At 54.1% G+C, this 26,433-nt stretch carries 20 protein-coding genes; 5 read left to right on the top strand and 15 right to left on the bottom strand.

Translation table 11 applies throughout. The features are described 5' to 3' along the window. Positions 1 to 73 precede the first annotated feature (73 nt). Both CLV58_RS07420 and CLV58_RS07415 read right to left on the bottom strand, forming a co-directional pair. A complete protein-coding gene (locus CLV58_RS07420) occupies positions 74 to 1,366 on the bottom strand; it encodes an extracellular solute-binding protein (protein WP_106137157.1) in 1,293 nt (430 codons plus the stop codon). Positions 1,367 to 1,583: 217 nt separating this feature from the next. Continuing rightward, positions 1,584 to 4,196, bottom strand: coding sequence for an SdrD B-like domain-containing protein (locus CLV58_RS07415; RefSeq protein WP_170108662.1), 2,613 nt, complete (start codon positions 4,194 to 4,196; stop codon positions 1,584 to 1,586). 802 nt (positions 4,197 to 4,998) lie between these two features. Here CLV58_RS07415 and CLV58_RS07410 point away from each other — a divergent pair. Continuing rightward, entirely contained in the window at positions 4,999 to 7,986 is a 2,988-nt protein-coding gene (locus tag CLV58_RS07410; protein ID WP_106137155.1) for a DEAD/DEAH box helicase, read from the top strand. Between the two features lie 92 nt (positions 7,987 to 8,078). Beyond that, positions 8,079 to 8,255: a hypothetical protein gene (locus CLV58_RS28295; protein WP_170108661.1), complete on the top strand. Its 177-nt coding sequence runs from the start codon at positions 8,079 to 8,081 to the stop codon at positions 8,253 to 8,255. 221 nt (positions 8,256 to 8,476) lie between these two features. On the opposite strand, the gene CLV58_RS07405 is transcribed toward CLV58_RS28295, so the two are convergent. Next, on the bottom strand, positions 8,477 to 8,989 hold the full coding sequence (locus CLV58_RS07405) for a phosphoribosyltransferase family protein (protein ID WP_106137154.1): 513 nt from the start codon (positions 8,987 to 8,989) through the stop codon (positions 8,477 to 8,479). 167 nt (positions 8,990 to 9,156) lie between these two features. On the opposite strand from CLV58_RS07405, the gene CLV58_RS07400 reads away from it, so the two are divergent. Then, positions 9,157 to 9,741: a YcxB family protein gene (locus CLV58_RS07400; RefSeq protein WP_106137153.1), complete on the top strand. Its 585-nt coding sequence runs from the start codon at positions 9,157 to 9,159 to the stop codon at positions 9,739 to 9,741. Positions 9,742 to 9,870: 129 nt separating this feature from the next. On the opposite strand, the gene CLV58_RS07395 is transcribed toward CLV58_RS07400, so the two are convergent. The 11 genes from CLV58_RS07395 to CLV58_RS07345 all read right to left on the bottom strand — a co-directional run bounded on the left by CLV58_RS07395 (position 9,871) and on the right by CLV58_RS07345 (position 22,772). Continuing rightward, positions 9,871 to 11,526 carry a sodium/sugar symporter gene (locus CLV58_RS07395; RefSeq protein ID WP_106137152.1) on the bottom strand — a complete coding sequence of 552 codons (1,656 nt, stop codon included), beginning with the start codon at positions 11,524 to 11,526 and terminating at the stop codon, positions 9,871 to 9,873. 36 nt (positions 11,527 to 11,562) lie between these two features. After that, positions 11,563 to 12,261 (bottom strand): L-ribulose-5-phosphate 4-epimerase, encoded by a 699-nt coding sequence (locus tag CLV58_RS07390; protein ID WP_106137151.1) that lies wholly within the window; start codon positions 12,259 to 12,261, stop codon positions 11,563 to 11,565. A gap of 95 nt (positions 12,262 to 12,356) precedes the next feature. Then, a complete protein-coding gene (locus CLV58_RS07385; RefSeq protein ID WP_106137150.1) occupies positions 12,357 to 13,898 on the bottom strand; it encodes an alpha-N-arabinofuranosidase in 1,542 nt (513 codons plus the stop codon). Between the two features lie 99 nt (positions 13,899 to 13,997). Then, the gene (araA, locus tag CLV58_RS07380) at positions 13,998 to 15,488 is read right to left on the bottom strand and encodes an L-arabinose isomerase (protein ID WP_106137149.1); all 1,491 of its coding nucleotides are present in this window, start codon (positions 15,486 to 15,488) and stop codon (positions 13,998 to 14,000) included. Positions 15,489 to 15,629: 141 nt separating this feature from the next. After that, on the bottom strand, positions 15,630 to 17,294 hold the full coding sequence (locus CLV58_RS07375) for a ribulokinase (RefSeq protein ID WP_106137148.1): 1,665 nt from the start codon (positions 17,292 to 17,294) through the stop codon (positions 15,630 to 15,632). An 87-nt stretch (positions 17,295 to 17,381) separates the two neighbouring features. Beyond that, positions 17,382 to 19,376, bottom strand: coding sequence for an alpha-L-arabinofuranosidase C-terminal domain-containing protein (locus tag CLV58_RS07370; RefSeq protein WP_106137147.1), 1,995 nt, complete (start codon positions 19,374 to 19,376; stop codon positions 17,382 to 17,384). A 110-nt stretch (positions 19,377 to 19,486) separates the two neighbouring features. Beyond that, a complete protein-coding gene (locus CLV58_RS07365) occupies positions 19,487 to 20,197 on the bottom strand; it encodes an NUDIX hydrolase (RefSeq protein ID WP_106137146.1) in 711 nt (236 codons plus the stop codon). A gap of 223 nt (positions 20,198 to 20,420) precedes the next feature. Further along, on the bottom strand, positions 20,421 to 20,816 hold the full coding sequence (locus tag CLV58_RS07360) for a Dabb family protein (RefSeq protein ID WP_106137145.1): 396 nt from the start codon (positions 20,814 to 20,816) through the stop codon (positions 20,421 to 20,423). 31 nt (positions 20,817 to 20,847) lie between these two features. Further along, positions 20,848 to 21,243 carry a type II toxin-antitoxin system VapC family toxin gene (locus CLV58_RS07355; protein ID WP_106137144.1) on the bottom strand — a complete coding sequence of 132 codons (396 nt, stop codon included), beginning with the start codon at positions 21,241 to 21,243 and terminating at the stop codon, positions 20,848 to 20,850. After that, positions 21,234 to 21,464, bottom strand: coding sequence for a hypothetical protein (locus CLV58_RS07350; protein WP_106137143.1), 231 nt, complete (start codon positions 21,462 to 21,464; stop codon positions 21,234 to 21,236). The genes CLV58_RS07355 and CLV58_RS07350 overlap by 10 nt, the downstream gene beginning before the upstream one ends. 90 nt (positions 21,465 to 21,554) lie before the next feature. After that, on the bottom strand, positions 21,555 to 22,772 hold the full coding sequence (locus CLV58_RS07345; RefSeq protein WP_106137142.1) for an NADP-dependent isocitrate dehydrogenase: 1,218 nt from the start codon (positions 22,770 to 22,772) through the stop codon (positions 21,555 to 21,557). A 210-nt stretch (positions 22,773 to 22,982) separates the two neighbouring features. Between CLV58_RS07345 and CLV58_RS07340 the strand changes: the two genes are divergently transcribed. Then, complete coding sequence (locus CLV58_RS07340) at positions 22,983 to 24,182, top strand: outer membrane beta-barrel protein (RefSeq protein ID WP_106137141.1); 1,200 nt, start codon at positions 22,983 to 22,985, stop codon at positions 24,180 to 24,182. A gap of 106 nt (positions 24,183 to 24,288) precedes the next feature. Continuing rightward, positions 24,289 to 25,959: an amidohydrolase gene (locus CLV58_RS07335; RefSeq protein WP_106137140.1), complete on the top strand. Its 1,671-nt coding sequence runs from the start codon at positions 24,289 to 24,291 to the stop codon at positions 25,957 to 25,959. Between the two features lie 137 nt (positions 25,960 to 26,096). Here the strand turns inward: CLV58_RS07335 and CLV58_RS07330 are convergent, their stop codons facing one another. Then, entirely contained in the window at positions 26,097 to 26,411 is a 315-nt protein-coding gene (locus tag CLV58_RS07330) for a hypothetical protein (RefSeq protein WP_170108659.1), read from the bottom strand. Positions 26,412 to 26,433: the final 22 nt, after the last annotated feature.

Genomic DNA, 26,433 nt, shown 5'->3' with positions numbered 1-26,433 from the left:
GAATTATTGAATGGGCTGGCGCATCATATTCACCGCGACGGCGGACCGCCCACTCAATCACTCAATCATTCTATCATTCAGTCATTAGCAGCACATCCACCGCGCGGGCGGCATCGGCGATGGCGGCTTCGGGTGTTTTCTTGCCAAAGATGACGCAGGCTTCGTACTCCTGCGAGATGATGTCGAACACTTCCACGATGACTTCGCTGTTATCGACTCCACGGATGTAGCGGGTTTGCCGGGCCAGCGGGGCCATGCGTGGATTCTTCGCCAGAAACGGGGTAAAATACGGATCAGTGTCGAGTTGCTGCCGACGCGGAAACTGCCCCGTCAGCTCCATCAGCCGGAGGTCACCGGGTTTATCGACCAGCGTTTTGACGAATGCCCAAGCCGCTGTCGGGTCAGGGCAGGTGTTGAAAATGACGATATTCTTCGGGTCGCCGTACGTGTAGATCGGCCCCTTATGATTGTCGGGCACGGGCATCGGGTAGAACGCGTACCGCAGGTCAGCCCCGCCAAACTTGTCGAGGTAGCTAAGCTGCCACGGGCCTGTGAACTGCGTTACGATGCGCTGGTCGATGAAGGGGTCGCGCGTGGCTGAGAGTCGTTCGCGGGCAAAGTAATTGTTGCGGTACAACGTCTGTAAAAAGCGAAACACCTGTACGGCAGCGGCATTGTTGAAAGCCGCTTTGGGTGGCTGTCCCGGTCGTTGCGTGAGTAATGGAGCGCCATTGGATGCAGCCAGGTAGAGCGGGTAAAAATTGAACAGCCGCTGGTACCAGATTGCCTTCACCTCGGTATATCCCAGCCACCGGTTGACGTAACCGTTCGCATCCCGCGTTTGTACATGCTGCCCGGCCCGCAGGTAGCCGCTGTAGTCATAAGGCGGGCCCGTAGTGGTGTTGGGCGTCAGTTCACCCGTATTGCAGAGCGTCATGATCGGATTGACCTTCCACGGCACCTGGTAGATATGCCCATCGGATGAGGTGATTTCCCGAATCATAGCACTGTCGCAACGCGCCCGGATGAACGACCGAAAATCGGCAATCGTGTCGAGGGGCACCAGCACACCCGCCTTGGCGTACAGTTCCACACTCCCCTGCCACATATTCGCGTAGATGTCGGGCGTAGTCTTGCCCACCACCGACGCCAGAATGATCTCCTCACTCGACTGTCCTTCCGGGATAGGCTGGTAGCGGAGCGGCTTGTCGGGACGGGTACGTTGCCATCGTTCGACGAATTCCCTGGCAAACTGTATTTCCCCGCCGTTATTCGAACACCAGAACACAAGCGCGCGCGGCTTCCCCCCCTCCCGCGACTGACAGCCGATAGTGAACAGAATCAGTAGAACGAACAGTCGGCGCATAAGGTCAATGGACAGTTGGTAGGTGTGCTGTTTACAGCAGGCTAACCTATCCGAACAAACTACGTATGAAAGAAATGTTCCTGTCCGACTTACCCACTCGCCTGTCTGTTCGGGTAGCAGTGTAAACAAAAACCCCGGCAACAATGTCGCCGGGGTTTTCTGTTTGCATAGTCTCTCTCTATGTCACTCTACATACCCATTAGCGTGGGCAGTGTCATTAGCGTGTTTTCCGAATCACGACCGGTACGCACTTCGGCGTCGGGCAAATACACTGGGCAGGGTTGAGGTACACCACCACATCGGTGAAGCAGCTACCACCCGCGCTGTACAGGCGGACGGTGTAAGCCTGTCGTGTATTCGGATTAGCCAGACCGCTAAACGTGATGCTGTTGCTACTAACGGCCGTTGCGCCGTTGAAGTCAGGACCGGTGTAGGTCGTACCCATCGAGTAAGCCGCTTTAGCTGTATTGCGCAGTGTAGCGAAGGCAATTCTAGCATCATTGTTCGCCGTAGCACCCGCACAGGTAGCCGCCGTTACCGTTGCCGGATCGTCGTAAGCTGGCGCTTCGTTGACATTTACCGTTACAGCCGTGGTAGCCGAGCAGCCTGTCGACAGTGTACAGGTCAGCGAGTAAGTCGTCGTTACGAGCGGCTGAACCAGCAGCGAAGCACCCGTGTCGCCCGTCGACCAGACGACGTTACCGCTGCATCCGCTTACCGTTAGCGTCGTCGACACACCAGCGCAGAGCGTAGCCGATGGGGCCGAGGTGGTCACCGCCAGTACGGGTGTCGGCAGAACCGTTACGGTTACGTTGGTCGTGCTCGTACAGCCCGTCGTCGCGTTACCCACCGTTACGGAGTAGGTACCGCTTACCGTTACGCTGATGCTGGCCGTCGTTTCGCCCGTCGACCAACTGAACGTGTTACCACCAGTAGATGTCAGCAGGATGTTTGTACCCTGACAGGCGGTCAGGCTGCTTGCCGTGATCGTTGCTACCGGATTTGGATCAACCGTTACGCTAGCAACGGCGGTGCTCGAACAACCTTCAGCGCTTATCGCTGTCACGCTGTACGTCGTCGTACCCGTTGCACTCAGCACACCCGTCGTCGCATCGGCGCTACCGGCAGCCGTTGGTGTCAGGCCCGTTGAGAAGGCGTAGGTATACGTGCCCGCTGCGGCCACACTAGCCGATAAGGTGGCGGTCGTACCCGCGCAGATTGTCGCGCTGGTCAGGGTCACCACTGGGTTCGGATTTACCGTTACGCTAGCCGTAGCTGTTGATGAGCAACCCTCGGCGCTCGTAGCGGTCACACTGTAGGGGAAAGTACCCGCTGTAGTCAGTGCAGCCGTCGTCGCCGATGCGCTGCCCGGTGCCGTTGGCGTCAGGCCCGATGAGAAGGCATAGGTGTACGTACCAGCAGCTGCCACACTGGCTGATAAGGTGGCGGTCGTACCCGCGCAGATCGTCGCGCTGGTCAGCGTTACGACCGGGTTGGGGTTCACTGTTACCGTTGTGCTGGTCGATGCCGAACAGGTTCCGTATTCCGACGACGTGAACGTTACCGAATAAGCGGTCGTACTGACAGGCGTCCTGACGATAGTGCTCGTGTTAGCCGCCACCGTGGTACCGTCGCTCCATGTCATCGTACCAGCCGAACTACCGACTCCAGTTGCACTGGCTGTCAGGCTAACCGAAGTACCGGCGCAAATAGCCGGGTTACTGGGTGTGATCGCCAACGTTGGAATAACGCCGTCTTCAACGACAATCGGGCAGCAGCTGCTGGCTCCGCAACCACCGGTACCAGAAGCCGTATAGCTGTAACTACCTGCCTGGGTAATGGTGTAGCTGTTGCCGGTCGCTACCTGCGTGTTCCCACGATACCAGGTTACGTTGCTGAAGCTGGCGGGGATCGAGGCTACGTACCCTTCGCCAGCACAAAGTTTCACCGGCACCGTTACGCAGGCCCGGCTCACGTTATTGCTTACATTGAACTCAGGCAGTCCGCTCGATGGGTCTGCCGTTACATAGGCTGTGTTAAACAGTACTCCTTCAGCGTTCGCGGTCGCCGTTACAGTTACGGTACTCGATGAATTAGCCCCCGAGATAGTCCCCAGTGACCAAGTCAGCACGGTTTGTGTTGCACTGCCGCTACCAACCGTACTAACGGTGGCGGCCGGTGAAGATGATACGTAGGTTAAGCCAAGGTCGAGCGTATCTTTTACGGTTACGCCGGTGGCTACGTCGGTGGCATTGGCCGCTACGTTAGTTACCTGGATGGTGAAGCTTACGTTGCTGCCTAAGGTTACGGACGAAACATTGCTTGTTTTGGTGATGCTTAAATCAGGATCACCGGCTGAGAAGCCAAAGTCATTGTTATTGCTGGCCTGATCGCTGCCCGAAGTGGTCACGCTGATAACGGCCAGATTACCGACCAGTTGCGCATCACTATCGGTCGCGTCGTTTGCATTACCATTGACGTTCTGTCTGGTCAGTGACATGCCCGACGGGAAATCGGACCGGAGAACCCGTACTTCATATGCCGTACTCGCTTTTAGCCCGTTCGTCACGTTTGTACTGCTAAACTGGTACGATCCGTCGGCGGCCGACGTCGTTGATCCGCGCAGCACCCCATTTTCATACAGATACACCGGCACGTTTGCAATACCCGGGTCCGTGGCGTCCTGAATACCGTTCCGATTGTAATCCTGAAAAAGCCGGTTCCCGATCGACAGGGCGTTGGGTGCCCCCGTTCGGCCGGGTGGGTTTCCAGGTGGGCTGCCTGCCCAGGCTACAGCGGACAGCAGCCAGAACAGGCTGGTTATCCACATTGTAGCGAACGTAGCACGTCGCGATTGGTAGTTATTCATCATGGTTATACGATGGTATGATTTACAGATAGCACATAGCTGTACCATGTACTTTATTTATTTTGCCAAAGGCAAACAAAATGCCAGACTGTTAATACCTCCCCCGCTATACGTTGTAATGATGATCGTATCCCTGTACCATCCCTTCGTAGTTGTCATCATATGTCAGCTATGACTGGCTAGCCAATAACCCTCCCCGTTGATAAGTATCTATTTGTCAGGCCATTGCGTAGTTCATAACTTTATATTTTTCGTGAGTAAGACTATATGATTAATATACTATAATAGGCTCATCATTAAAAAATAATTTTCTTTTCAATACATTTATATACTAAATACCAACATTGATAACCATTCGTGCCAAATTATAAACATTCGTATACTTTACATAGATGTGTCTAGTGACAGCATACCTACTTTGATCGAGCCTGAGCCAACGCCAGCAGTTCGTATACACGCCTGACCGCTTCTGGAGTCCATCCATGTGCATCGGTTTCTTGTGGCCCGTCACCGTCTGTTACGATCCTGGTCATTTGCGTAAGTCACCTCTTTGCGACTATACTATTTAAAGGCACTTGGCTTTTTTGTTTCTATTTGTATATTTGGCGCTAGTAGCCTTACTAAATTTCACTCAACAAACTCATAATGAGCTGCTTAGGAAACTAATCTGACTAGCTCATTTTCATCAATCTATCTCTCTAGTTTAACCCTTACCCGGCCCCGAACGTCAGACTGACGGGTGCCGGGCTGATCGTCTGTCGGCATGAAAGTTTCGCCTACTCAACCTTTTCAGATCGTCTACTCCCTGCTTGAGCACGAGTTTCTGGGCTATCTTGTGGAAGCGTTCGTTGTGCAGCGGAATAGCCGGGGCGAACTAACGCTGCTCAATCAGACACTGTCGACGCAGAACGTCGGCGAGTTCGCGCATGGTCTGGATGAGATCGACTTCGAGTTGGTTCGGCTTATCGAGAGCATTCAGCAGGATTGTATCGTCAAGAAATACAATACCCGTAAGCTGCCCACGGTCGATTTCTTTCTGAAGCTATACGACACCAACAAGGGGGATAAAGTGGTGCAGGAAGCCATCAGCGGCTATCTTGAGACCATCAAACCCAAAATAATGGCCCTGCTGAAGGGGCGGCCCTTTTACATCATGGGCAACGACGGTAACCCGGCCGGTGAGTTGATTAACTGGATGCCGGAATCCGCCAGGGTCCATTTTCACTTCGACCGCAAAGCCGACGCTACCCACTATTTCCCGATAATCCGCTACCCAACGGGTGGGACCAACCCCGACGGGTCACGCGAGACGCGCCGGATTGAGTTTCAATTCAAAAACGCGCTGATGATCTGCGACGAACCCGCTTACATGATGGTGGGCAACCAGTTGTATCATTTCAGCAAGAATGTCGATGGGCGTAAACTCCGGCCTTTCTTCAACAAGAACCATATCGTTGTGCCGCGCAATATTGAGCAGCAGTACTACGAACGGTTTGTGTCTCCGCTAATTGCCTCCTACGACGTATACGCCAAGGGGTTTGAAATTCGGCAGGAATCCCTCGAACTGGTGCCGGTTCTGACGATCTCGGAAATGGTCGCGTCGAGCCGGACGGTAGCGACAGGGCTGTTTACCGACGGTGGTGATAGCGACGAAGACGCCTGTCAGCGTATCGCCTTCGACCTGTCGTTTCAGTACGGTGATTTTGCGTTCCGCTTCGATAGCTTCAGCACGTCGGCCAACGTCAATCTGGAAAAGAAGGGCGACGATTATATCTTCCACCGGGTTCGGCGCGATCAGCGATTGGAACGGCAGAAGCTGACGTTCCTCCGCGAAATCGGGCTCGACATCCGGCACGGGCGACTCGTTCTGCCCAAGTCCGAAGCGTTCGACTGGCTCAATACCCACAGCAATCAGCTAAGCGACGCGGGCTTTCTGGTGCAGCAGCACAATCAGGACAATAAGCGTTACTTCCTCGGCTATTCGAGCATCGACGTGTCGATCGAGGAAGGGCGCGACTGGTTCGATATTTACGCCAACGTCCGCTTCGGGGAGTTCGAGATTCCGTTCATCAAACTGCGCTCACTGATTCTCGATAAGAAGCAGGAATTTACACTGCCCAACGGCGAAATAGCGGTCATTCCCGAAGCGTGGTTTACGCGCTTCTCCGAGTTATTCGGTTTTCTGGAGCACCCCGACGGTATCGACGGGCTGATGCTGGACCGGCTGATGCTGCGCAAGCATCACCTCGCGCTGGTACAGGAACTCGAACGCGACAACCTCGCCACGGCCGTGATGAGCCACAAACTCGAACGACTGCGCGATTTTCAGGAAATCGAATCGTTTCCGTTGCCCGGCGGCTTCGGTGGCACCCTCCGCCCCTACCAGCAGGCCGGCTACAACTGGATGAACTTCCTGCGGCAGTATCGCTTCGGCGGTTGCCTGGCCGACGACATGGGGCTGGGCAAAACGGTTATGACGCTGGCGATGTTGCAGGGGCAGAAAGAAGCCGGTGCTACCCAGCCGTCGCTGCTGGTCATGCCGACGTCGCTGCTGTATAACTGGGAACTTGAAGCCCGTAAATTCACCCCCGACCTGCGCGTGCTGGTCTACACGGGTACCTACCGCGACAAAAACACGGCGCAGTTCGACGGCTACGATCTGATCCTGACCTCATACGGTATCGTACGAATCGACATCGATTTACTAAGTGACTACCGCTTTCACTACATCATTCTCGATGAGTCGCAGGCGATCAAAAACCCATCGTCGCACATCACGAAGGCAGTGATGCACCTCAACGCGGCTCACCGGCTGATTTTGACGGGTACACCGCTGGAAAATAGTACGATGGACCTCTGGGCACAGATGACGTTCATCAACCCGGGTCTGCTGGGTAGCCAGTCCTTTTTCCGGAACGAGTTTCAGATTCCGATCGAGAAGCGACACGACGAGGCAAAAATTACCCGGCTGTACGCGCTCATCAAGCCCTTTCTGCTTCGTCGCAATAAGAGTCAGGTGGCGACCGACCTGCCCGAAAAGGTGGAGAACGTGCTGTTCTGCGACATGACCGAAGCACAAGCCGAGCAGTACGAAGAAGCCAAGTCGTATTACCGCAACCTGATTCTGGAACGCATCGAGGAAGAAGGCATGGCGCGTTCGCAGATGGTCGTGCTACAGGGCCTGACCAAGCTGCGGCAAATCGCCAACCACCCGCGCATGGTCAACGACGAGTACGAGGGAGATTCGGGTAAGCTGTCGGACGTGCTGATGCGGCTGGAAAGCGCGATGACCGAAAACCACAAGGTACTGGTGTTCAGTCAGTTCATCAAGCACCTGAACGTGGTACGGCAGTACCTGAAGGAGAAGGGCATCAAATTCGCTTACCTCGACGGATCGACGACTGACCGGCAAAGTCAGGTCGAGTTGTTCCAGACCGACGATTCGGTCAAGCTATTTCTGATCTCGCTCAAAGCGGGCGGACTGGGCCACAACCTGACTGCGGCCGACTACGTCTTTATTCTTGACCCCTGGTGGAACCCCGCCATCGAAGCGCAGGCCGTTGACCGGGCGCACCGGATTGGGCAGCAGAAGCCGGTGTTCACGTACAAGTTCATCGCGAAGGATACCGTCGAGGAGAAAATTCTGGCGTTACAACGGGCCAAGCAGCAACTGGCGGGTAGCCTGATTACGACCGAAGAGAACTTTATCAAGTCGCTGACACGAGAGGACATTATGGTGCTGCTGGAATAGCCGGGCTGACTGCTTACTAAATTTTCCGGGACACTCTGAACGGGAATTAGTTGTGAGTCAAAACCTGGCATTCACCAACTAATTCTACCACAATGACTCCCAAAAGCATAATCGGCTTCATTTTAACCCTGGTCGGCCTTGTCGGTCTGATCTACGGCGGCATCGACTTCACCAAAGGTGGCGTCGCGCAGGCGTCTTTCGTTTACCTGATTCTGGGCGGTGTGCTGTTCTTCGCCGGCATCAGCCTGATTCGTACGACGAAGGGGTAAATTTTTTTTAGACGAAAGAGGAGAGATAAAAGAAGAAAGACTGCCACTACGGAAATCTTTCTTCTTTTATCTCTCCTCTTTCGTCTCGTATCTCCTGTAACATTCCCAGGTCTGTGTCTGGGGAAAGGTTTTTTTTAGAAGAAAGAGAAAAGACGTAAGAAGAAAGATTGATTTGCGTCAGCGTCTTTCTTCTTACGTCTTTTCTCTTTCTTCCTTCTCTTCTACCGCAAGTATACCCCCATTCGATCGTCATTGCTGAGAACGACGTCGACGTGTTCGGTGAGTGTCGTGCTGAGTTCGTAGCCTTTATAGTCGGCGGCTACGGGATAACGCGGATGGTTCCGGTCGATCAGTACGGCGACCTGTAGTTTGCGGACTGGTACCTGTAAGAACGGTTGCAGGCTGAAGGCAAGCGTCCGGCCTGTATAAATGACGTCGTCAATCAGAATAATCACTTTGTCGGTGAACGCATCGGCAGGTCGATCGGTCTGTACCGGCGTCTGACTGAGTTGCGTTTTGTCGAGTTTCAGTTCGATCAGATCGACGGCGAACGGTGCGATTTCCCGCAGTACGCCGGCCAGCGCCTGTGCCATCATAAATCCTTCACCAGTGATACCGGCCAAGAGCAGCGCCGACTCGTCGACGTTGTTTTCGTAGATCTGAAAAGCAATACGCCGGATCTTCTGGCGAATTTGTTCGGCGGTCAAGATCAGCGTGGGCTGGGCAGTTTCCATTCTGTATAAAGTTGTAAAGTGGTAAAGTTATGAAGTTGTCGAGTTGGCTGGCGCGTCAGTCCATCCGACGGCAGCAACTTTACGACTTTACAACTTTATAACTATGCAACCCTACAACTCTACAACCGACGCCGGTTGCGTATCTTTGTCTTTATTTTACCACAGGTATGATTGTTAAGACCAGAAAATACGCTCTAGATCAAAAAACGTACATTAATCTAGCCCTAAAGCAGTGGCTGCGCGACAACTGGAAGTTTGGCCTGATTCCACTCGCGCTGATTATTCTCAACATCGCGCTATACGCCACCGGTACGTTCGATCATTACTGGCCCGCCATCGTTATTTTTCTGTTAACCGTGTTGTACGTGCTGTTCTGGGCCGTGCAGATCACCGGTATCGCACAGATGGAGCAGAGCAAAGCCCTGTTTCAGAAATACGTCTACGAAATCGACAGCCGGCAGATTCTGATGCGTATCAATGCCAAAGAAGGCGGCATCCTGAAATGGGATCAGATCAGCAGCGTCAACAAAGACAAGGAAGCTTACATCCTGTATCTCGACAACGCCGAAGCAACCCGCAACGTCAAAGCAAGCTGGATAGCCAAAACGGTTACGAAAGGACTGGCCAAAGCGCAGTTTTTGTACCTGCCGTACAGCATCTTCAACAGCGAGCAGGATCTGAAATTTACCGACGCCATTCTCCGGCGCAAAGGCCTGCTGGAAGGAACGCCTGCGGCTGAACCGGTAAAATAGTACTGTTTTTGTCATCCCTCCTCCGTCGGGATGACAAAAGTTGGCGTTAAAATAAGCCCTAACAACGAAGGCCCCCGTTCTGACCAGAGTTAGTCAGAACGGGGGCCTTCGCTTATTGGTGCGGGTTACTTACCAGAAGAAAATGTAGACCGTCGCCAGTAGCACACAAACGGCTACGGCCCCCAGTCGGAACGAGGAATTTGTACGGAACCACTCGCTGTTGACGGTGAATGCTTTCGGACTTTCGGCTCCTTTTGCGCTAAGCAGGCTAATCAGTACGTGAACGGCAACGCATATCCAGAACACAATACCCATCCGGTTCAGGAACGGGATGTCGGGGTATTCGTACTTGAAGAACGTCGACAACGGAATACTCAACAGCGCGGCAACCAGGGCACCACTTGCCGTTGCCCGTTTCCAGAACATGCCCAGCAGGAAGATACACAGGATACCCGGCGAGATGAAGCCGGTATACTCCTGAATGTATTCGAAGCCCTGCCCGAAATTCTTCAGGAACGGACTGATTGCCAGTGCGATGATGAACGACACAACGATCGCCACCCGACCCAGCCACACAGTCTGTTTCTCGGTCATGTTCGGGTTGAAAAACTTCTGGTGAATGTCGAGCATGTAGATCGTCGAGATACTGTTGGCTTTCCCGGCCAGCGATGCCACGATAGCGGCCGTCAGGGCCGCAAACGATAAGCCTTTCAAGCCCGTCGGCAGGATGTTGAGCAGTACGGGGTAGGCATTATCGGGCTTGACGATATTGTTGTCCGTAATGCCCTGCACGATAGCCATATCCGCATTCTCCTGGAACAGCACATAAGCCGCCAGCCCCGGCAGTACCACGATAAACGGCATCATGATTTTCAAAAACGCGGCAAACAAAACGCCGTTACGCGCCGTCGGCAGATCGGCACCCAGCGCCCGCTGAATCATGTACTGGTTACAGCCGAAGTAATTAAAGTTCACGATCCACTGCCCGCCGATGATAAACATCCACAAACCCGGCAGTTGATTGTATGCGTCGATCTTGCCACCACGTCCGTCGTGTACGAAGTATTCGCCTTTAGCAAAGATCATGTGCATGTGGTGATCGGCTTTTTCCCGCAGCAGACTCAGCCCCTCAAACAAGCCCGCTCCCGTACCGACTTTGTCCGATAGCAGGTTCAGCGCCAGATAGGTCGTCGCCAGCCCACCGACGACCAGACAGACCACCTGAATCACGTCGGTATAACCGATCACTTTCATACCACCCAGTGTGATGAACACGGCGAAGACAGTCAGGAAAATCGCGCAGGCCATGAAATTGAAGCCGGTCATTTTCTCCAGGCTCAGCGCCCCTAGGTAAATGATTGAGGTGAGGTTGACGAGAATGTAGAGGAAGAGCCAGAACACGGCCATGATCGTCGCCAGCCGCTTGTCGTACCGAATTTCGAGGAACTGCGGCATGGTATAAATCTTGTTGCGGATGTACATCGGCAGAAAATACACCGCGATGATTACCAGCGACAGGCCACCCACCAGTTCGTATACCGAGATGGCCAGCCCCAGTTGGAACGCCTGCCCCGACATACCGATAAACTGCTCAGCCGAGATATTCGACGCGATGATCGATGCACCGATGGCCCACCAGGTCAGCGAGCCTTCAGCCAGAAAGAAGTCTTTACTATCGGCGGTCTGCTTGCCTTTGTTGCGGTACACCCAGTACCCGTAGGAAGCGACAATGACGAAGTAGACCCCAAAAATGATGTAGTCGATAGTTTCGAGTCCGAGTTTCATAAAGAAAGGTTTAGGAATGGTCGACGGTGTGGCTCATTAGCAGCCCTGTCCGTAATAGGCGTCTTTGCCGTGCTTACGCTCGTAGTGCTTCATCCGCAGCGTGTCTTTGATGCGGGGCGTCTCGGGGTTGATCGCCAGCGTCATGTACGCCATGCGGGCTACTTCTTCCAGCACGGCCGCGTTGTAGACCGATTTCTCAGCCGTTTTCCCCCAGGTGAACGGACCGTGATTTTGCAGCAGCACCATCTCGACTTCCTTGTGCGACAGTCCTTTTTCCCGGAACACGTCGAAAATCTGGTTGCCGGTTTCGTGCTCATAGTCGCCCTGAATCATCGCATCGGTCAGTACCGGGGCACAGGGAATATCCTGGTGGGTGTGGTCGGCGTGGGTCGTTCCGAAGATGGGGATGTCCATACCCGCTTGCGCCCAGGCCACGGCATAGGTGCTGTGCGTGTGCGTGATACCGCCAATGTCGTCCCAGGTTTTATACAAAAGCGCATGCGTTTTCGTATCCGACGAAGGGCGCATGGTACCGGCAACGATCTTCGCGTCGTAGTCGCAGATAACGATGTCTTCGGGTTTGAGCAGGGCGTACGGCACCCCGCTGGGCTTAATGGCAAATACGGCTTTGTCGCGATCGACAGCGCTGACGTTACCAAACGTAAACAGCACCAGCCCCAACTCGGGCAGCTGCATGTTAGCCTCGTAGCATTCGTCTTGGAGATCTTTGTACATGGTTCAATGATTGAGTGATAGAATGAATGAGTGATAGAATGATTAAGTATGCATCAGTTCAATTGCGCGTCAGCTTATTCAATCACTCTGTCATTCTACATTTCCAACACCACCACCGACACCGGGGGCAGCGTAACCGTTAGTTCGTCGCCGGTGAGTTTGGCACCGGAGAAAGGCGCGGGTTTCACTTTGTTCGGCTGGGCGAAGGTGTTATAGTCCTGCACTTTAGCCGACGTCAGAATCCGGCCCGATACGCTTTTCGCGCTGATGCCTTTCAGGTTTACCGTGATCGTCTGCGGCTTACCCGCGTCGATGTTGACCAGCGAGATGTGTGTTTTTCCGGCTTTGTCGCGCGAGGCCGAAACCGATACGGCGGGGAGTTTGTACTCACCCACTTTGTATTCGTCCGCTTTCACGTCGACGGGCAGCATCGTCGCATCCTGGTGGACGTTGTACATCTCCAGCACGTGATAGGTCGGCGTCAGCAGCATCTTCGGCCCATCAGTCAGGATAACGGCTTGTAGTACGTTGATCGCCTGCGCCAGATTCGCCATCCGAACCCGTTCGGCGTGCTTGTGGAAAATATTGAGCGTAGCCCCCGCCAGTACGGCATCGCGCATGGTGTTCTGCTGAAAGAGAAAACCCGGATTCGTACCCGGCTCGACGTTGTACCACGCCCCCCACTCGTCGACGACCAGCGCGACCTTTTTCTTCGGGTCGTACTTGTCCATGATGTCGGAATGCTTCTGCACGAACTCGTCCATTTTCAGGGCTTCGTTCATCGTGTGGGCGTAGTCGGTTTCGGTAAATTCCGTGGCCGAGCCCTTTGCATTTTCGCCCCAGCCGAATACCGAGTAGTGGTGCAGCGCGACCCCTTCGACCATGCTGCCGGGAATGTTCTTCATCAGCGTTTCGGTCCAGTTGAAATCGTCGGAGCTGGCCCCCGACGCGATGCGGAAGATCTTTTCGGTACCGACCTGACTGTTCATGAACGTGCTGTACTGCCGGTAGATGTTGGCGTAGTAGTCAGGCTTCATGTTTCCTCCGCAGCCCCAGGCTTCGTTGCCGACACCCCAGAATTTCACGTTCCAGGGTTTCTGGCGACCGTTCTGTTGCCGCAGGTTCGACATCGGACTATTGCTGGGGAAGTTGACGTACTGCACCCATTCGCTGAGGTCCTGCACGGTACCACTCCCGACGTTACCCGCCAGGTACGGCTCGGTGCCCAGCAGCTCGCACATATTCAGGAAGTCGTGCGTACCGAAGCTGTTATCTTCCGTAACGCCCCCCCACCAGGTATTCACGATCTTCGGGCGTTTCGCCTTCGGACCGATACCGTCTTTCCAGTGATAGGTATCGGCGAAGCAGCCGCCCGGCCACCGCAGATTCGGAATTTTCATCTTCTTCAGCGCGTCGACCACGTCGAGCCGTACCCCGTTTTTGTTCGGGATGGTCTTATTGTTGTCGCCAACGTAAAACCCGCCGTAGATGCAACGACCCAGGTGTTCGGCAAAATGGCCGTAGATATGCCGGTTGATGGTCACCGTGGCCCCCTCAGCGTTGACCGTCGCCTTGTTCTGCGCCAAGGTGGGCATGGCGAGGGAAGCAACCCATAGCGTGATAAACAGTTTTTTCATAGTTCGGGAAGGTTGGAAGGATCGAGTGATTGAATGACAGAATGATTGAATAGGTTGTCAAGACACTTTTCCATTCAATCATTCTAACACTCAATCAGTCTATTTATACGCTACCTCACTCCAACGCAGCTCGTTTTTGAGTTGACGCAGGGTGGTGTTTTTGTCGATCACGACCAGCTCGACGCCAAACAGCTCGGCGAAGTCTTCGACGTGTTCGGTCGTCAGGTTCTGGCTGTACACGGTATGGTGCGCGCCACCCGCGTAAATCCAGGCGGCACAGCCGGTTACCATGTCGGGCATGGGCTTCCAGAGCGCACGGGCCACAGGCAGTTTGGGCAGCGCCTGCGCGACCTCGACGGCTTCAACCTCGTTGACGATCAGTCGGAAGCGATTACCCATGTCGACCAGCGACACGTTGATTGCCGGACCCGCGCCCGCGTTGAACACCAGCCGGACGGGATCTTCTTTGCCACCAATACCCAGCGGATGGATTTCGCAGGTCGGCTTCCCAGCCGCGATCGAGGGGCAGATCTCCAGCATGTGCGACCCAAGCACGAGCGGGTTCGACGGATCGAAATGGTAGGTGTAATCTTCCATGAACGAGTTACCGCCCGGCAGACCAGCCGCCATTACCTTCATCGTACGAACCATCGCCGACGTTTTCCAGTCGCCTTCGCCAGCGAAACCGAAGCCATCAGCCATCAGGCGCTGCGACGCGATACCGGGCAGTTGCTTCATCCCGTGCAGGTCCTCGAAGGTGTCGGTGAACGCGCTGAAACCACCATCGGTCAGGAAGGCGCGCAGCCCCAATTCGATACGGGCGGCATCGCGCAGGGATTCGTGCTGCGCCCCACCGCGTACCAGCGAGTCCATCAGCGTGTACGTATCTGCGTACTCCTGCACGAGTTTATCCACATCGGCGTCGGCCATTTGGTTGATAACCGCCACCAGATCGCCGATGCCATAGGTGTTAACCGACATACCGAAGGTCATTTCAGCGGCAACCTTGTCGCCTTCGGTGACAGCTACCTGCCGCATGTTATCGCCGAAGCGAGCTACTTTCAATGTTTTCAGTTCGTAACCCGCCACCGCTACGCGTGTCCAGGCACCGATTTGCGCCAGTACGGTTTCGTCCTGCCAGTAGCCGACAACGACTTTCCGATTCATTCGCATCCGCGAGACCATAAACCCAAACTCCCGGTCGCCATGCGCCGATTGGTTGAGGTTCATAAAGTCCATGTCGATGTCGGACCAGGGAATGTCGCGGTTGAACTGTGTGTGCAGGTGTAACAGCGGCTTTTTCAGGATGGTAAGGCCCCGAATCCACATTTTAGCGGGCGAGAATGTGTGCATCCAGGCAATCACACCAACGCAATTCGGCGCTACGTTCGCTTCCTGACAAATGGCGTAAATCTCGTCGGGCCGGGTAACGGTCGGTTTGAAAACGACCCGTACCGGCACAGCCGCGTTGTTGTTCAGGAATTGCGCGATCTGCGTCGAGTGGTCGGCCACCTGCCGCAGGGTTTCGTCGCCGTAAAGGTGCTGACTGCCCGTTACGAACCAGACTTCGTACTGTTTTAAATCAAGCATTGTATTCGGTTGTAGAATGATTTTTTGATGATCCGCTCTAAATTCTTTGCTGGTACCCCCAACCCCCTGAAGGGGGCTGCGCTTACTTGCGGTCTAAGCCCCCTTCAGGGGGTTGGGGGTAATCCACTGGTGCGGTAAAGTTTAGGCACTAACGAACTCAGTGTTTTTCGCGAATTCCCCTTCCACAAAGCCACCCAGTTTCCGGTAACGCTGATACAGCGTCTCGTAGATGGGTACCAGCTCCGGGCGGGGATGGTATTCAGCGTCGAAGCCGGAACCCATCGCCTGTTGAGCGGCTTCCATTGTCGGGTGCACGCCAGCGGCAACGGCAGCACACATAGCCGCACCCAGCGCACACGCCTGATCGGCCTGCGCGACCTGAATGGGTTTATTCAATACGTCGGCCAGCGTTTGCATCACGAACACCGATTTCTTGGCGACACCACCAATGGCGATCACCTTCTTAATGGGGACACCTTCTTCGATAAAGCGGTCAACGATACTGCGCGAGCCGAAGGCCGTGGCTTCCACCAGCGCCTTGAACACGCGGGGGGCATCGGTACCCAGGTTCAGCCCGGCAATGGCTGATTTCAGCGTATGGTTGGCATCAGGCGTACGGCGGCCGTTGATCCAGTCGAGCGCAATCAGATCGGTCGGTGTGACGGGCAGTTGCTCGGCCTGTCTGGTCAGGTGCGGAATCAGTTTGGCCGCCATCGTATCAGCAGCGTCATCGCCCAGCAACTCGCGAACGGGCTTAGTAATCAGCCGGGCAAACCAGGCGTAGACATCGCCAAAGGCCGACTGACCCGCTTCCAGACCTAGCATACCCGGTGCTACCGACCCATCGACCTGTCCGCAGATACCGCGAATCAGCCGGTGGCCGATCTCTTCGTTGGGGGCCATCAGAATATCGCAGGTCGAGGTACCGATAATCCGGACGAATGCGTACGGTTCGATCTCGGCTCCGATAGCGCCCATGTGCGCGTCGAACGCACCGACACCCACGACCACGTCCGGCGACAGGCCCAGCTTCTCCGCCCATTCCGGCGACAGCGTACCCATCGCCTGATCGGAAGTATAGGTGTCGTGGAACAAGCGGTCGCGCTGACCAGCCAGCAGCGGATCAAGTTTGGTCAGGAATTCTTCGGATGGTAGTCCGTCGAAGTCGGCATGCCAGAGGGCTTTGTGGCCGGCTGCACAGCGCGATCGTTTCAAGGTCAGCGGGTTCGTGTTGCCCGTCAGCACCGCCGAAATCCAGTCGCAATGTTCGATCCACGAGAACGCCTTTTCCCGAACGGCCGCATCGACGCGAATGGTACGCAGCATCTTGGCCCAGAACCATTCCGACGAGTAAATACCGCCGACATATTTGGTGTAATCGGTATCCCAGTGGTGTGCCAGGTTGTTGATTTCTTCCGCTTCGGCATTGGCAGTATGGTCTTTCCAGAGGATAAACATACCGTTCGGGTTCTCGGCGAAATCGGGACGAAGTGCCAGCGGCAGTCCCGTTTCATCGACCGGGCCGGGTGTCGATCCCGTTGTGTCGATCGAAATGCCGACGACCTGCCCGCGCACCTCCGCCGGAGCCTGCGCCAGCGCGCCCTTGATGGTTGCCTCGATACCTTCGAGGTAGTCGAGTGGATGCTGCCGGAACTGCGACGTAGCCGGATCGCAATACAGGCCCTGCTTCCAGCGGGCGTACTCATGCACGTGCGTACCAACCGCCTGACCGGTTTGCGTATCGACGATCAGCGCCCGGACCGAGTCGGTCCCGAAATCGACGCCAATTACGTAAGGATGATTCATGAAGTGATGGAGTTTGTCGGCGGTTGAAAAGCGAGTGGAGCAACGCCCCACCCCCATTTGCACTACCAACCTATGAGCGAAGAAAATTTAGGGCGTAACCTTAATGCGGACGACGGATAGCGACCGGGGTGCCAGCGTCAGCGCGACCGTTTTCCGATTGCTATCGACCGGAATCTGCCGGTCGACCGGACTGACGGCGGTGGCGTTCTCGAATGAATTCACAGCGTCCAGCTTGTCATTCGTCAGCAACGTCAGCGTGCCCGTTTTAGCCAGCTTTTTGGCTCCGGCAAGTTGAACCGTCCGGTTTACGGATTTGTCCGACGTGTTGACCAGTTTCAGAATTAGTTCGCTGGTCGCTTTGTCCCAGGCTGCCGACGCATACAGGCTGTCTTTGCCGGCCAGCACCTGTCCGTTTTCCGTCAGATTCAGTACGTTCGTGCCTTTGTTGCGCGAGTACAGTTGCTGTACGTAATAGTTGGGCGTACCATACACGTGCAGGTTGTCGACCCAGATTAGGTCGGGCGTCCATTGCCAGGCGTCGGCATTGGCAAACAGCGGGGCGTAGGAAGCCATCTGCACAACAGCCGCGTTACGCTCCAGCCCCGTCATGAACGCGGCTTCCGACAGCGCGCATTGCCAGTTGTTTTTGTTGGTTGGCTTCGCGATATCGTCGCTCTGAGCCGCCCACTCGCCGGCAAACACTTTCGAGCCGGAACGCGGGTAGTCATCGTACCGGCCAACGTTCTTCAAAAACCAGTCGGGACGGCGGTAGTAGTGTTCGTCGATCAGATCGGCATTCATCGCCCGCAGCTTCCCGTTCAGGTAGTCGAACCGGTCACCATTGGGATCGGTACCGGAACTACAGATGAGTTTAAAATCAGGGTGTTTGGCTTTGATCGCTTTCTGAAAAACGGCCAGTCGCTCGATGTACTGCGGCCCCCAGTTTTCGTTGCCGACGCCCATCATCGTGAGGTTGAACGGCTTGGGATGTCCCAGATCCGCCCGTACTTTTCCCCACGACGTCGACACGTCGCCATTGGCAAACTCGATCAGGTCGAGCGCGTCCTGTACGTAAGGATCGATCTGACTCATCGGTACCAGTTCGGCGGTGTTGAACTGACAGGCCATGCCGCAGTTCAGTATTGGCAGCGGAGCCGCACCGATGTCTTCACACAATTGAAAGTACTCCAGAAAGCCCAGTCCGAACGTTTGAAAATAATCGGGGGCCGGGCGGTGTCCAAACTCGAAATTCCAACGGTTGATCAGTAATTGCCGGTCTTCGATCGGCCCAAGCGTTTTCTTCCACTGATACCGCTGTTCCAGATCGTGCCCTTCTACGATACAGCCACCGGGAAAGCGTACGAAACCGGGTTTCAGGTCGGCCAGCATCTGCACCATGTCGGCCCGCATACCACCGGGTCGCCCTTTCCAGGTATCTTCAGGAAACAGCGAAATCATATCCAGGTCGATCACGCCCGTTCCTTCCAGCCCGATGCGCAGCTTACCCTTCGGCTCGGTGGCCGTCGCCGTGAAGCTAACCTGCGCTTTCTGCCACTGTCCCGGTGTCGCGTCACCAGGCTTCAGTGTACCTGTGCCAATGACTTCGTTTTTGGCGTTGAGCAGGTCCAGCCGCATCGTTACCTGACCAGCCGACGGGTAGCGGTACAGCATGGCAAAGTCGTAGCGCAATCCTTTTTTGATGCCCATTCCCCGAAAACCCTCGTTAGTCAGGCTCAGATCACCGGTAGCTGCGTTATTGGTGGTTACACGCAGGTAGCGGGGATTGCTGCTTTTCTCATCGCCCCGGTTTTGTACCAGCACGTCGCCTTCGGTACGCTTTTTTCCCTCGACTTTCCAGCCCATCAACGGCTTGAAAAACTCGAACGAGCGATTTTTGACCATTTCGGCGTAAATACCACCGTCGGCTCCGAAGTTGATGTCCTCAAAAAATACCCCCCACATCGTCGGCTGAATCTCCGCAACGGGTTTCGCCATGTCAACCCGGAGCACGGGCGTTGGCTGAGCGAGGGTCATGCAGGCAGTTGCCAATAGCAGGGCAACCGTCTTGGTTACTACGTACATGCGTCTGTTAGACTGTTTTAGGTGGTTCGCTTATCGTACCGATGCAGGCCAGCGCATCGCTTTTATTCCGAGTCGGCCAGCGATTGACCGGATGACTCGTGTGGCACTTGCTAGGGTTTCGCCAGTTCAGCCAGCTCGGGCATAAAGGTGGCATAGCCGTTCAGGTAGGCCTGGTATTTCTCCGTATTGAGCGCGTACAGTTGTCCTTTCTTGGTCAGCGATGTTTCGTCTTTTTCGCCCGTACCACGCAGCAGTTCGGTAGCGATCACCTTGCGGCTGAAATTACGCCGGTCGAGTTGCACGCCGTAGATCGCTTCGTAGAGTTTGTGCAGTTGCGGAACGGTAAATTTTTCGGGCAGTAATTCAAAGCCAATGGGATACATGGCTGCTTTGTAGCGCAACTGACGCAAGGCCGTTTCCACCATCTGATCGTGGTCGAAGATCAGGGCGGGCTTGTCGGCCAGATCGATCCACGACGCGTTATGGGCCTGTAGCGTAACCGGGTCCTGATCGTCGATCGTGACCAGTGCGTAGTAGACTACCGATATGGTTCGCTCAACGGGATCGCGGTCGACAGCACCGAACGTTTGTAGTTGCTCCAGATAGTTGTTGTGCAGCCCCGTCAGCGTAAACAAAATCCGGGAAGCCGCCGACTGTAAGGCCTCGTTTTCTTCGAGAAACCCGCCCATCAACGACCACTTGCCAACTTCGGGCTCGAAGTTTCGCTTGATCAGCAACAGTTTGAGCGACTTACCATCGAATCCGAAGATGATACAGTCCAGAGCGACCAGCACCCGATGCCCGTTCAAATAACTATCCATGTGTCGTAAAGAGGAAGTGATGCAGTTCGGCGAACAAATATATAGTGTAAAATTTACACAATACAATAAGTACTATTCTAAAGCAGAATATTTGTATTTGGCGTATTGCGCATTAGCTGGACTTTAAGCCTTTTTGGGCTAACTAGTCAGTAGTAAAAGAAGGGGGGGCTGGCAATCTAATAGTTAGATTGCCAGCCCCCCCTTCACATCAGGCAGTTATGGTTTACTTCGCCTGATTGGTAAAATCAACTACTGTGACATCAGCCAGCCACGGACCGACAATGGTTCCAAACTCCTTGTGCGCCGGATGCGGCAAGTACGCATCCCGGTCTTTTTCCGAGTCAAACGTCAGGATAAACGCGTGCGTCAGACCGTGGGCATGGTTCTCGGGGCTGTTGTTCGTACCCCACTGAAAACGCTTGATTTCTTTGATTTTTGATGGCAACGCTTCAAACGCTGTCAGGATTTCCTTCAGCTTTTCGGGCGTTGTTTCCGGCTTGAATTTGAACAGGACAATATGCTGCACAACGGCATTTTTCATGGCTTTCTTGGGCGGTTTGGCATACGTGCCGACAGCAAGCAGCAAGCCAACCATCAGCAGGGAAAGGATTCGTTTCATGTTTGTCAGGTAAAAGGTAAGGGGTTGGAGATTATACGGTCAATTGTCCGGGCGTAATGACGTTCAAGTGAGCGATACGCGAAAAGTGCTTTGCGTTCAGCGTAAGCAGCGGTAGTTCATTTACTAAAGCCACAGCCGCGATTAATATATCTTCCGCGCCAATTAATTGGTTGGCGCGCTTCAGAGCAGCGTAGATAGTAGCAGCTCGTTCGGCGCACAACTCATCAAATGGCAATATGATTTTAGTGCTGAAGTATGCTTTCCAAAATTGATCTTTCTGCGCGTCGCCCCGCAACACCTCGTATGTTACGATAGCCGGAATGTGCAACGTGTACAGAGACGCAGCCTTGAACAGAAATGTACCACTCTTATCCGTAGCCCGGTAATGGTCAATCAGCACCGATGTGTCAACGCAGGCTATTGCCATTGATTCAGATGCTGACGTTTCTCTTCAATAAATCGCAGATCATCTTCCGTGGCGACCGGAAAGGCCAACAACAGTTTTTCTTCTTCCGTCGGTGTTGGTTCGGCCTGAATTTCTTCATCAATGGCGACCCGTAGTTGCTTCAATTGCGTTGGCGGCAGCGCTTTAACGATCTGCATCAACTGGCTGAATCCAATGTCTATCTGAACTTGCATACCATCCACTGCGAAAAACGAAGGTAGCGATTTGCCGGTTAAAAAAAAGCGGGTCGACTCCCGAAGAAATCAACCCGCCTGTAGTGGTTCTGAACGTGCTTAGGCAAGTTTAGCCTGTAGGTTCTGATCCAGTGCGTCGAGGAAATCCTCGGTGTAGAGGTAGTGCTCACCAGCAACCAGCTTCGTACCAGCCGGGAACGCCGACAGGGCCAGGTCTTTGGTCATTTTACCACTTTCAACCGTTTCAACGCAGACGGCTTCCAGCGCGTTGGCGAAGTCGATCAGCGGCTGGTTGCCGTCTACCTTACCCCGGAAGGCCAGACCACGCGTCCAGGCGTAGATCGACGCGATCGGGTTGGTCGAGGTTTTGTTGCCTTTCTGGTACTCGCGGTAGTGACGCGTCACCGTGCCGTGTGCGGCTTCGGCTTCCATCGTCTTGCCATCGGGTGTAACCAGTACGGAGGTCATCAGACCCAGCGAACCGAAGCCCTGCGCTACCGTATCCGACTGTACGTCGCCGTCGTAGTTCTTACACGCCCACACGAAGTTACCTTCCCATTTCAGGGCCGATGCCACCATGTCGTCGATCAGGCGGTGTTCGTAATGAACCTTGCCTTTGTACTCGGCGTCGTAGATTTCCTGGAAAATATCTTTGAACCGACCGTCGTATTTTTTCAGGATCGTGTTCTTGGTCGACAGGTAGAGCGGCCAGCCTTTGTCGAGGGCGACATTGAAGCAGGCGCGGGCAAACCCACGGATCGACTCGTCGACATTGTACATACCCATCGCAACACCACCCGCTTTGAACTGGAATACGTCGAAGTCCATCACGGTACCGTCTTCACCTTCGAACTTCATCGTCAGCTTACCGGGGCCGGGTACGACGAAATCCGTAGCGCGGTACTGATCGCCAAACGCGTGACGGCCGATGATGATCGGCGCGGTCCAGTTGGTAACCAGGCGGGGCACGTTGCTCATGACGATTGGCTCACGGAATACGGTACCGTCGAGGATGTTCCGGATCGTGCCGTTGGGCGACTTCCACATCTGCTTCAGACCGAACTCTTCCACGCGCTGTTCGTCGGGCGTGATGGTGGCACACTTGATACCAACACCGTATTGTTTGATCGCGTTAGCCGCATCGACCGTTACCTGATCGTTCGTTTCATCGCGGTATTCAATGCCGAGGTCGTAATATTTGATATCGACATCGACGTATGGCAGGATGAGCTTGTCTTTGATGAATTTCCAGATAATCCGGGTCATTTCGTCGCCATCCAGTTCGACTACCGGATTGGCTACTTTAATTTTCTCCATTGGACTTGGGTATAAGCGATTGAAAACGATACAACTTTCGGGGGGTAAAAGTAGTAAAAAACCCCGTCACCGCCGGATTCTACCCATGCCAATTGCGCAACTGACCAAGCTGACTACCGTCTGCTAACAATATCGATGTCTACCACTAGTACTTGATTGATAGACAAAGCGACTGTGATATTTTGCCGATTGTTTAGCCCCGTAGCCTATATGTCACTGTCTACTACTAGCCGCATCGTCGCCTTTCTTACCTACTTTGTTCTGCTGACCAACCAGAGCGTTGCCCAGCTTTTTTTCACACCTGGCTATTTAGTAACTACCACCGGTGATACCGTCAAGGGTGAAGTGCGTGAGCAGAACAGTCAACTGATTCAGTTTCGTCAAAACGACAAATCAACTCCGCAGGAGTACACACCAGCGCAGGTCGCCAGCTATTACACCGACAATACAAACCGGGTCTCCGTTTATCTGAAAGAGGACGGACGGACTAACTCGTATTTCATGTATGAGTTGCTCAACGGCTACGTCAGTTTATACCGGCTATTTAGTCCCGAAGGACGCTTGACGCACGCCCTTCGGTTACCGGATAACACGTTTGTGCCGCTGCGAGGTAAGCTGTCACTACTGATGTTGACTAATAGTCTCAAGGAGTGCAGTAATCCTGGTTTTACCCGACTACTCAGCCCGCAGTCGTTTTACGTATCGGACGTCACACTAAAGCGTATTGTCAGCACGTATAATACCTGCGTTAAGCCTGGTCAGGTGGCGAATCAGTCGACGCCAAAGAAAAAATTAGGATACGAACTCGGCCTGTCTGTAAGTGCGGTTCAGAACAGGTGGATTTACGGACGATCTGGCCAGATGAACGCAACTTACTACGATCCTAGTGGTAGCTACAGCCCAACCTACACCGCAGCTATTGGCGGCTTTTTCACTATCGCTCCCCGTAAGCGTCTGTCGGTGAGCATTGAGCTGTTGGCCAGTTGGTATTCCGGTAATCGTAACGTTCCCCTCACCGATCCGCTGGAACCAACTAAAAAAGCGTATCGGCTCTATTCGTTCAAAGAGTCGTATCTCTCCCTTCCCATTACTGCCCGGTATGTCTTTATAGATAAGCGCACACGCTGGTATATCAAAGCTGGGCTCGGCCCGACGCTGACGACAATTCAGGACGCCAATTTCGTATCAAGTGATTTAGGCATAACCATTCCTATTGATATTTTACACCGCACAAATTTAGGTGTGGGTTCTCTGGCGGGCGTAGGTGCTAACCTGCTCATCAGACAGAAATACCCACTTTACGTAGAAGCCCGTATCCTGTCTCATGCGGTACTGGATGGCGTAACGAACATTGCAGCTTCGCAATCGCTTCAATTGGCTGTCAGCCTGCCGATATGTAGATCGTACTGATTACACAGAGAGAATGTGTTGGCAAAATAAATGCTAACTTTTCAATGTAGACCTTATCTTTATATGGACAAATACCCAATCATCTATATAAAATTTTGTCTTATTGATGAAAAACTGTACAAATCTTTTAACAGCCCTGCTACTGATTCCAACCCTGCTCTTCGGGCAGTCGAGAAAGGCAGCAAAACCTGACGCCCGGATTGACAAATTAAAAGCCGAAGCGATGGCGGCTGTTGATGCGAGAAAAGACCAGGCGCAGCAGATCAACGACATGCTGTTCAGCTTTTCGGAACTTGGTTTTCAGGAACAGGAAACATTCACCTACCTGACTAATCTGCTCGAAAAGGAAGGATTTACCGTTCAGCGCGGTATCGCCGGTATGCCTACTGCCTGGATCGCGACCTGGGGTAGTGGAAAACCCGTTATTGCCATCGGCTCCGACGTCGATTGTATTCCGAAAGCCAGTCAGAAACCGGGTGTGGCTTATAAAGATCCGATCGTAGAAGGCGCACCAGGCCATGGTGAAGGCCACAACTCCGGGCAGGCGCTCAACATTGTGGCGGCCCTGTCGGTCAAGAAGCTCATGGAGCGGGAAAAGATACCCGGTACGCTCATGCTGTGGCCGGGCGTCGCCGAAGAACTGGTCGGTGCTAAAGCCTTTTACGTGCGTGATGGCTATTTCAAAGACGTCGATGCCTGTATCTTCACCCACGTGGGCAACAATCTGAAAGTCGGCTACGGCGATGCGGGCAACAATGGGCTGGTGTCGGTGAAGTTTAGCTTCGAAGGGTCGGCGGCCCACGCTGCGGGAGCACCCTGGCGGGGTCGTAGTGCGCTCGATGCGGTTGAACTGATGAATATCGGCTGGAACTTCCGGCGCGAACACCTCGAACTCACCCAGCGCTCGCACTACGTGATTTCAGACGGGGGCGATCAGCCTAACGTCGTTCCGTCGAAAGCGTCGGCCTGGTACTACTTCCGGGAACGCAGCTATCCGAAAATCAAAAAGCTGTTTGAAACGGGAATGAAGATTGCCGAGGGAGCCGCCATGATGACCGACACCAAAATGACCTACGAAATCCTGGGGTCAGCCTGGCCGGGGCATTTCAACAAGCCCATTGCCGAAGCGATGTACAACAACATCAAAAAGGTAGGGTTACCAACCTGGTCGGCAGACGATCAGATGCTGGCCAAGGCGACACAGAAAGAGTTACAGGCTCCCAAGACAGAAGGCCTGGCAATGAAACTCGACAGCATCGATCTGCCGGCGACAACGCAACCCACCATGATGATGGGCGGGCAAACGTTCGTACCGCTAACGGGTGGTTCCGACGACATTGCCGATATTTCCTGGTCGCTGCCGACGATCGTACTCTATTATCCGTCGAACATTCCGGGCCTGCCGGGCCACCACTGGAGCAATGCCATTTCGATGGCAACGCCAATTGCCCATAAAGGAATTGTGGCGGGGGCCAAGGCCGAAGCCATGACCCTGATCGATCTGCTGACGAAACCAGAGATCGTCAAGCAGGCATGGGCGTACTACAAAGATGAGCAGACGAAAGAGCAGAAATATACACCCCTGATTTCGCCAAAAGAGTATCCGGCGGTTTATCTGAACCAGAAGATCATGACCGAATACAAGCCAAAACTGGAGAAATTTTACTACGATCCGTCGAAGTATAAAACGTACCTCGACCAGTTGGGCATCAAGTACCCGACCCTGCGCGACGATCAGCAGGCCGACTTACAAAAAGCCACGTCAGGTCAGCGTTGACCCCTACAAATCAGAAAGGCACGACAATCGCAGCGATTGTCGTGCCTTTCTGATTTGTAGGGGTGTGTTTACAGTTTTCGGTGTACGGTTTAAAGTAGCTGGCGAAGGCTAACGGTAAACCGTATACTGTAAACCGCTTATTTCGTCCGGTTGCGGTGCGCCAGGTTGATCTCACGGAACGTCTCCATCAGCCGGCTCCAGCAGCGACCGATCGCGCGTTTATCATGCTTTTTCTGCTCTTTGGCCGGTACCGTAGCCACGGTGGTTACGTCTGCTTTCGCTGTCGTGTTGCGGGCGAGCACCGCACTTTTATACGGTGAATCGGTTTTTGCGGCACTGCTGCTCCGGTTTACCGGCACCTGCTTATCAATGCTGCCAGCTGTAGCGGGGAGCATCATCACGACCAGCAGAAGCACTGACATAGCGGTATCTTTCATGTGTTTCCTATTCATGATCTTACAGGCAAGCGGTTAA

The organism is Spirosoma oryzae (assembly GCF_003002825.1).
Lineage (GTDB): Bacteria > Bacteroidota > Bacteroidia > Cytophagales > Spirosomataceae > Spirosoma > Spirosoma oryzae.
This window is presented reverse-complemented; position numbering and strand designations above follow the sequence as displayed.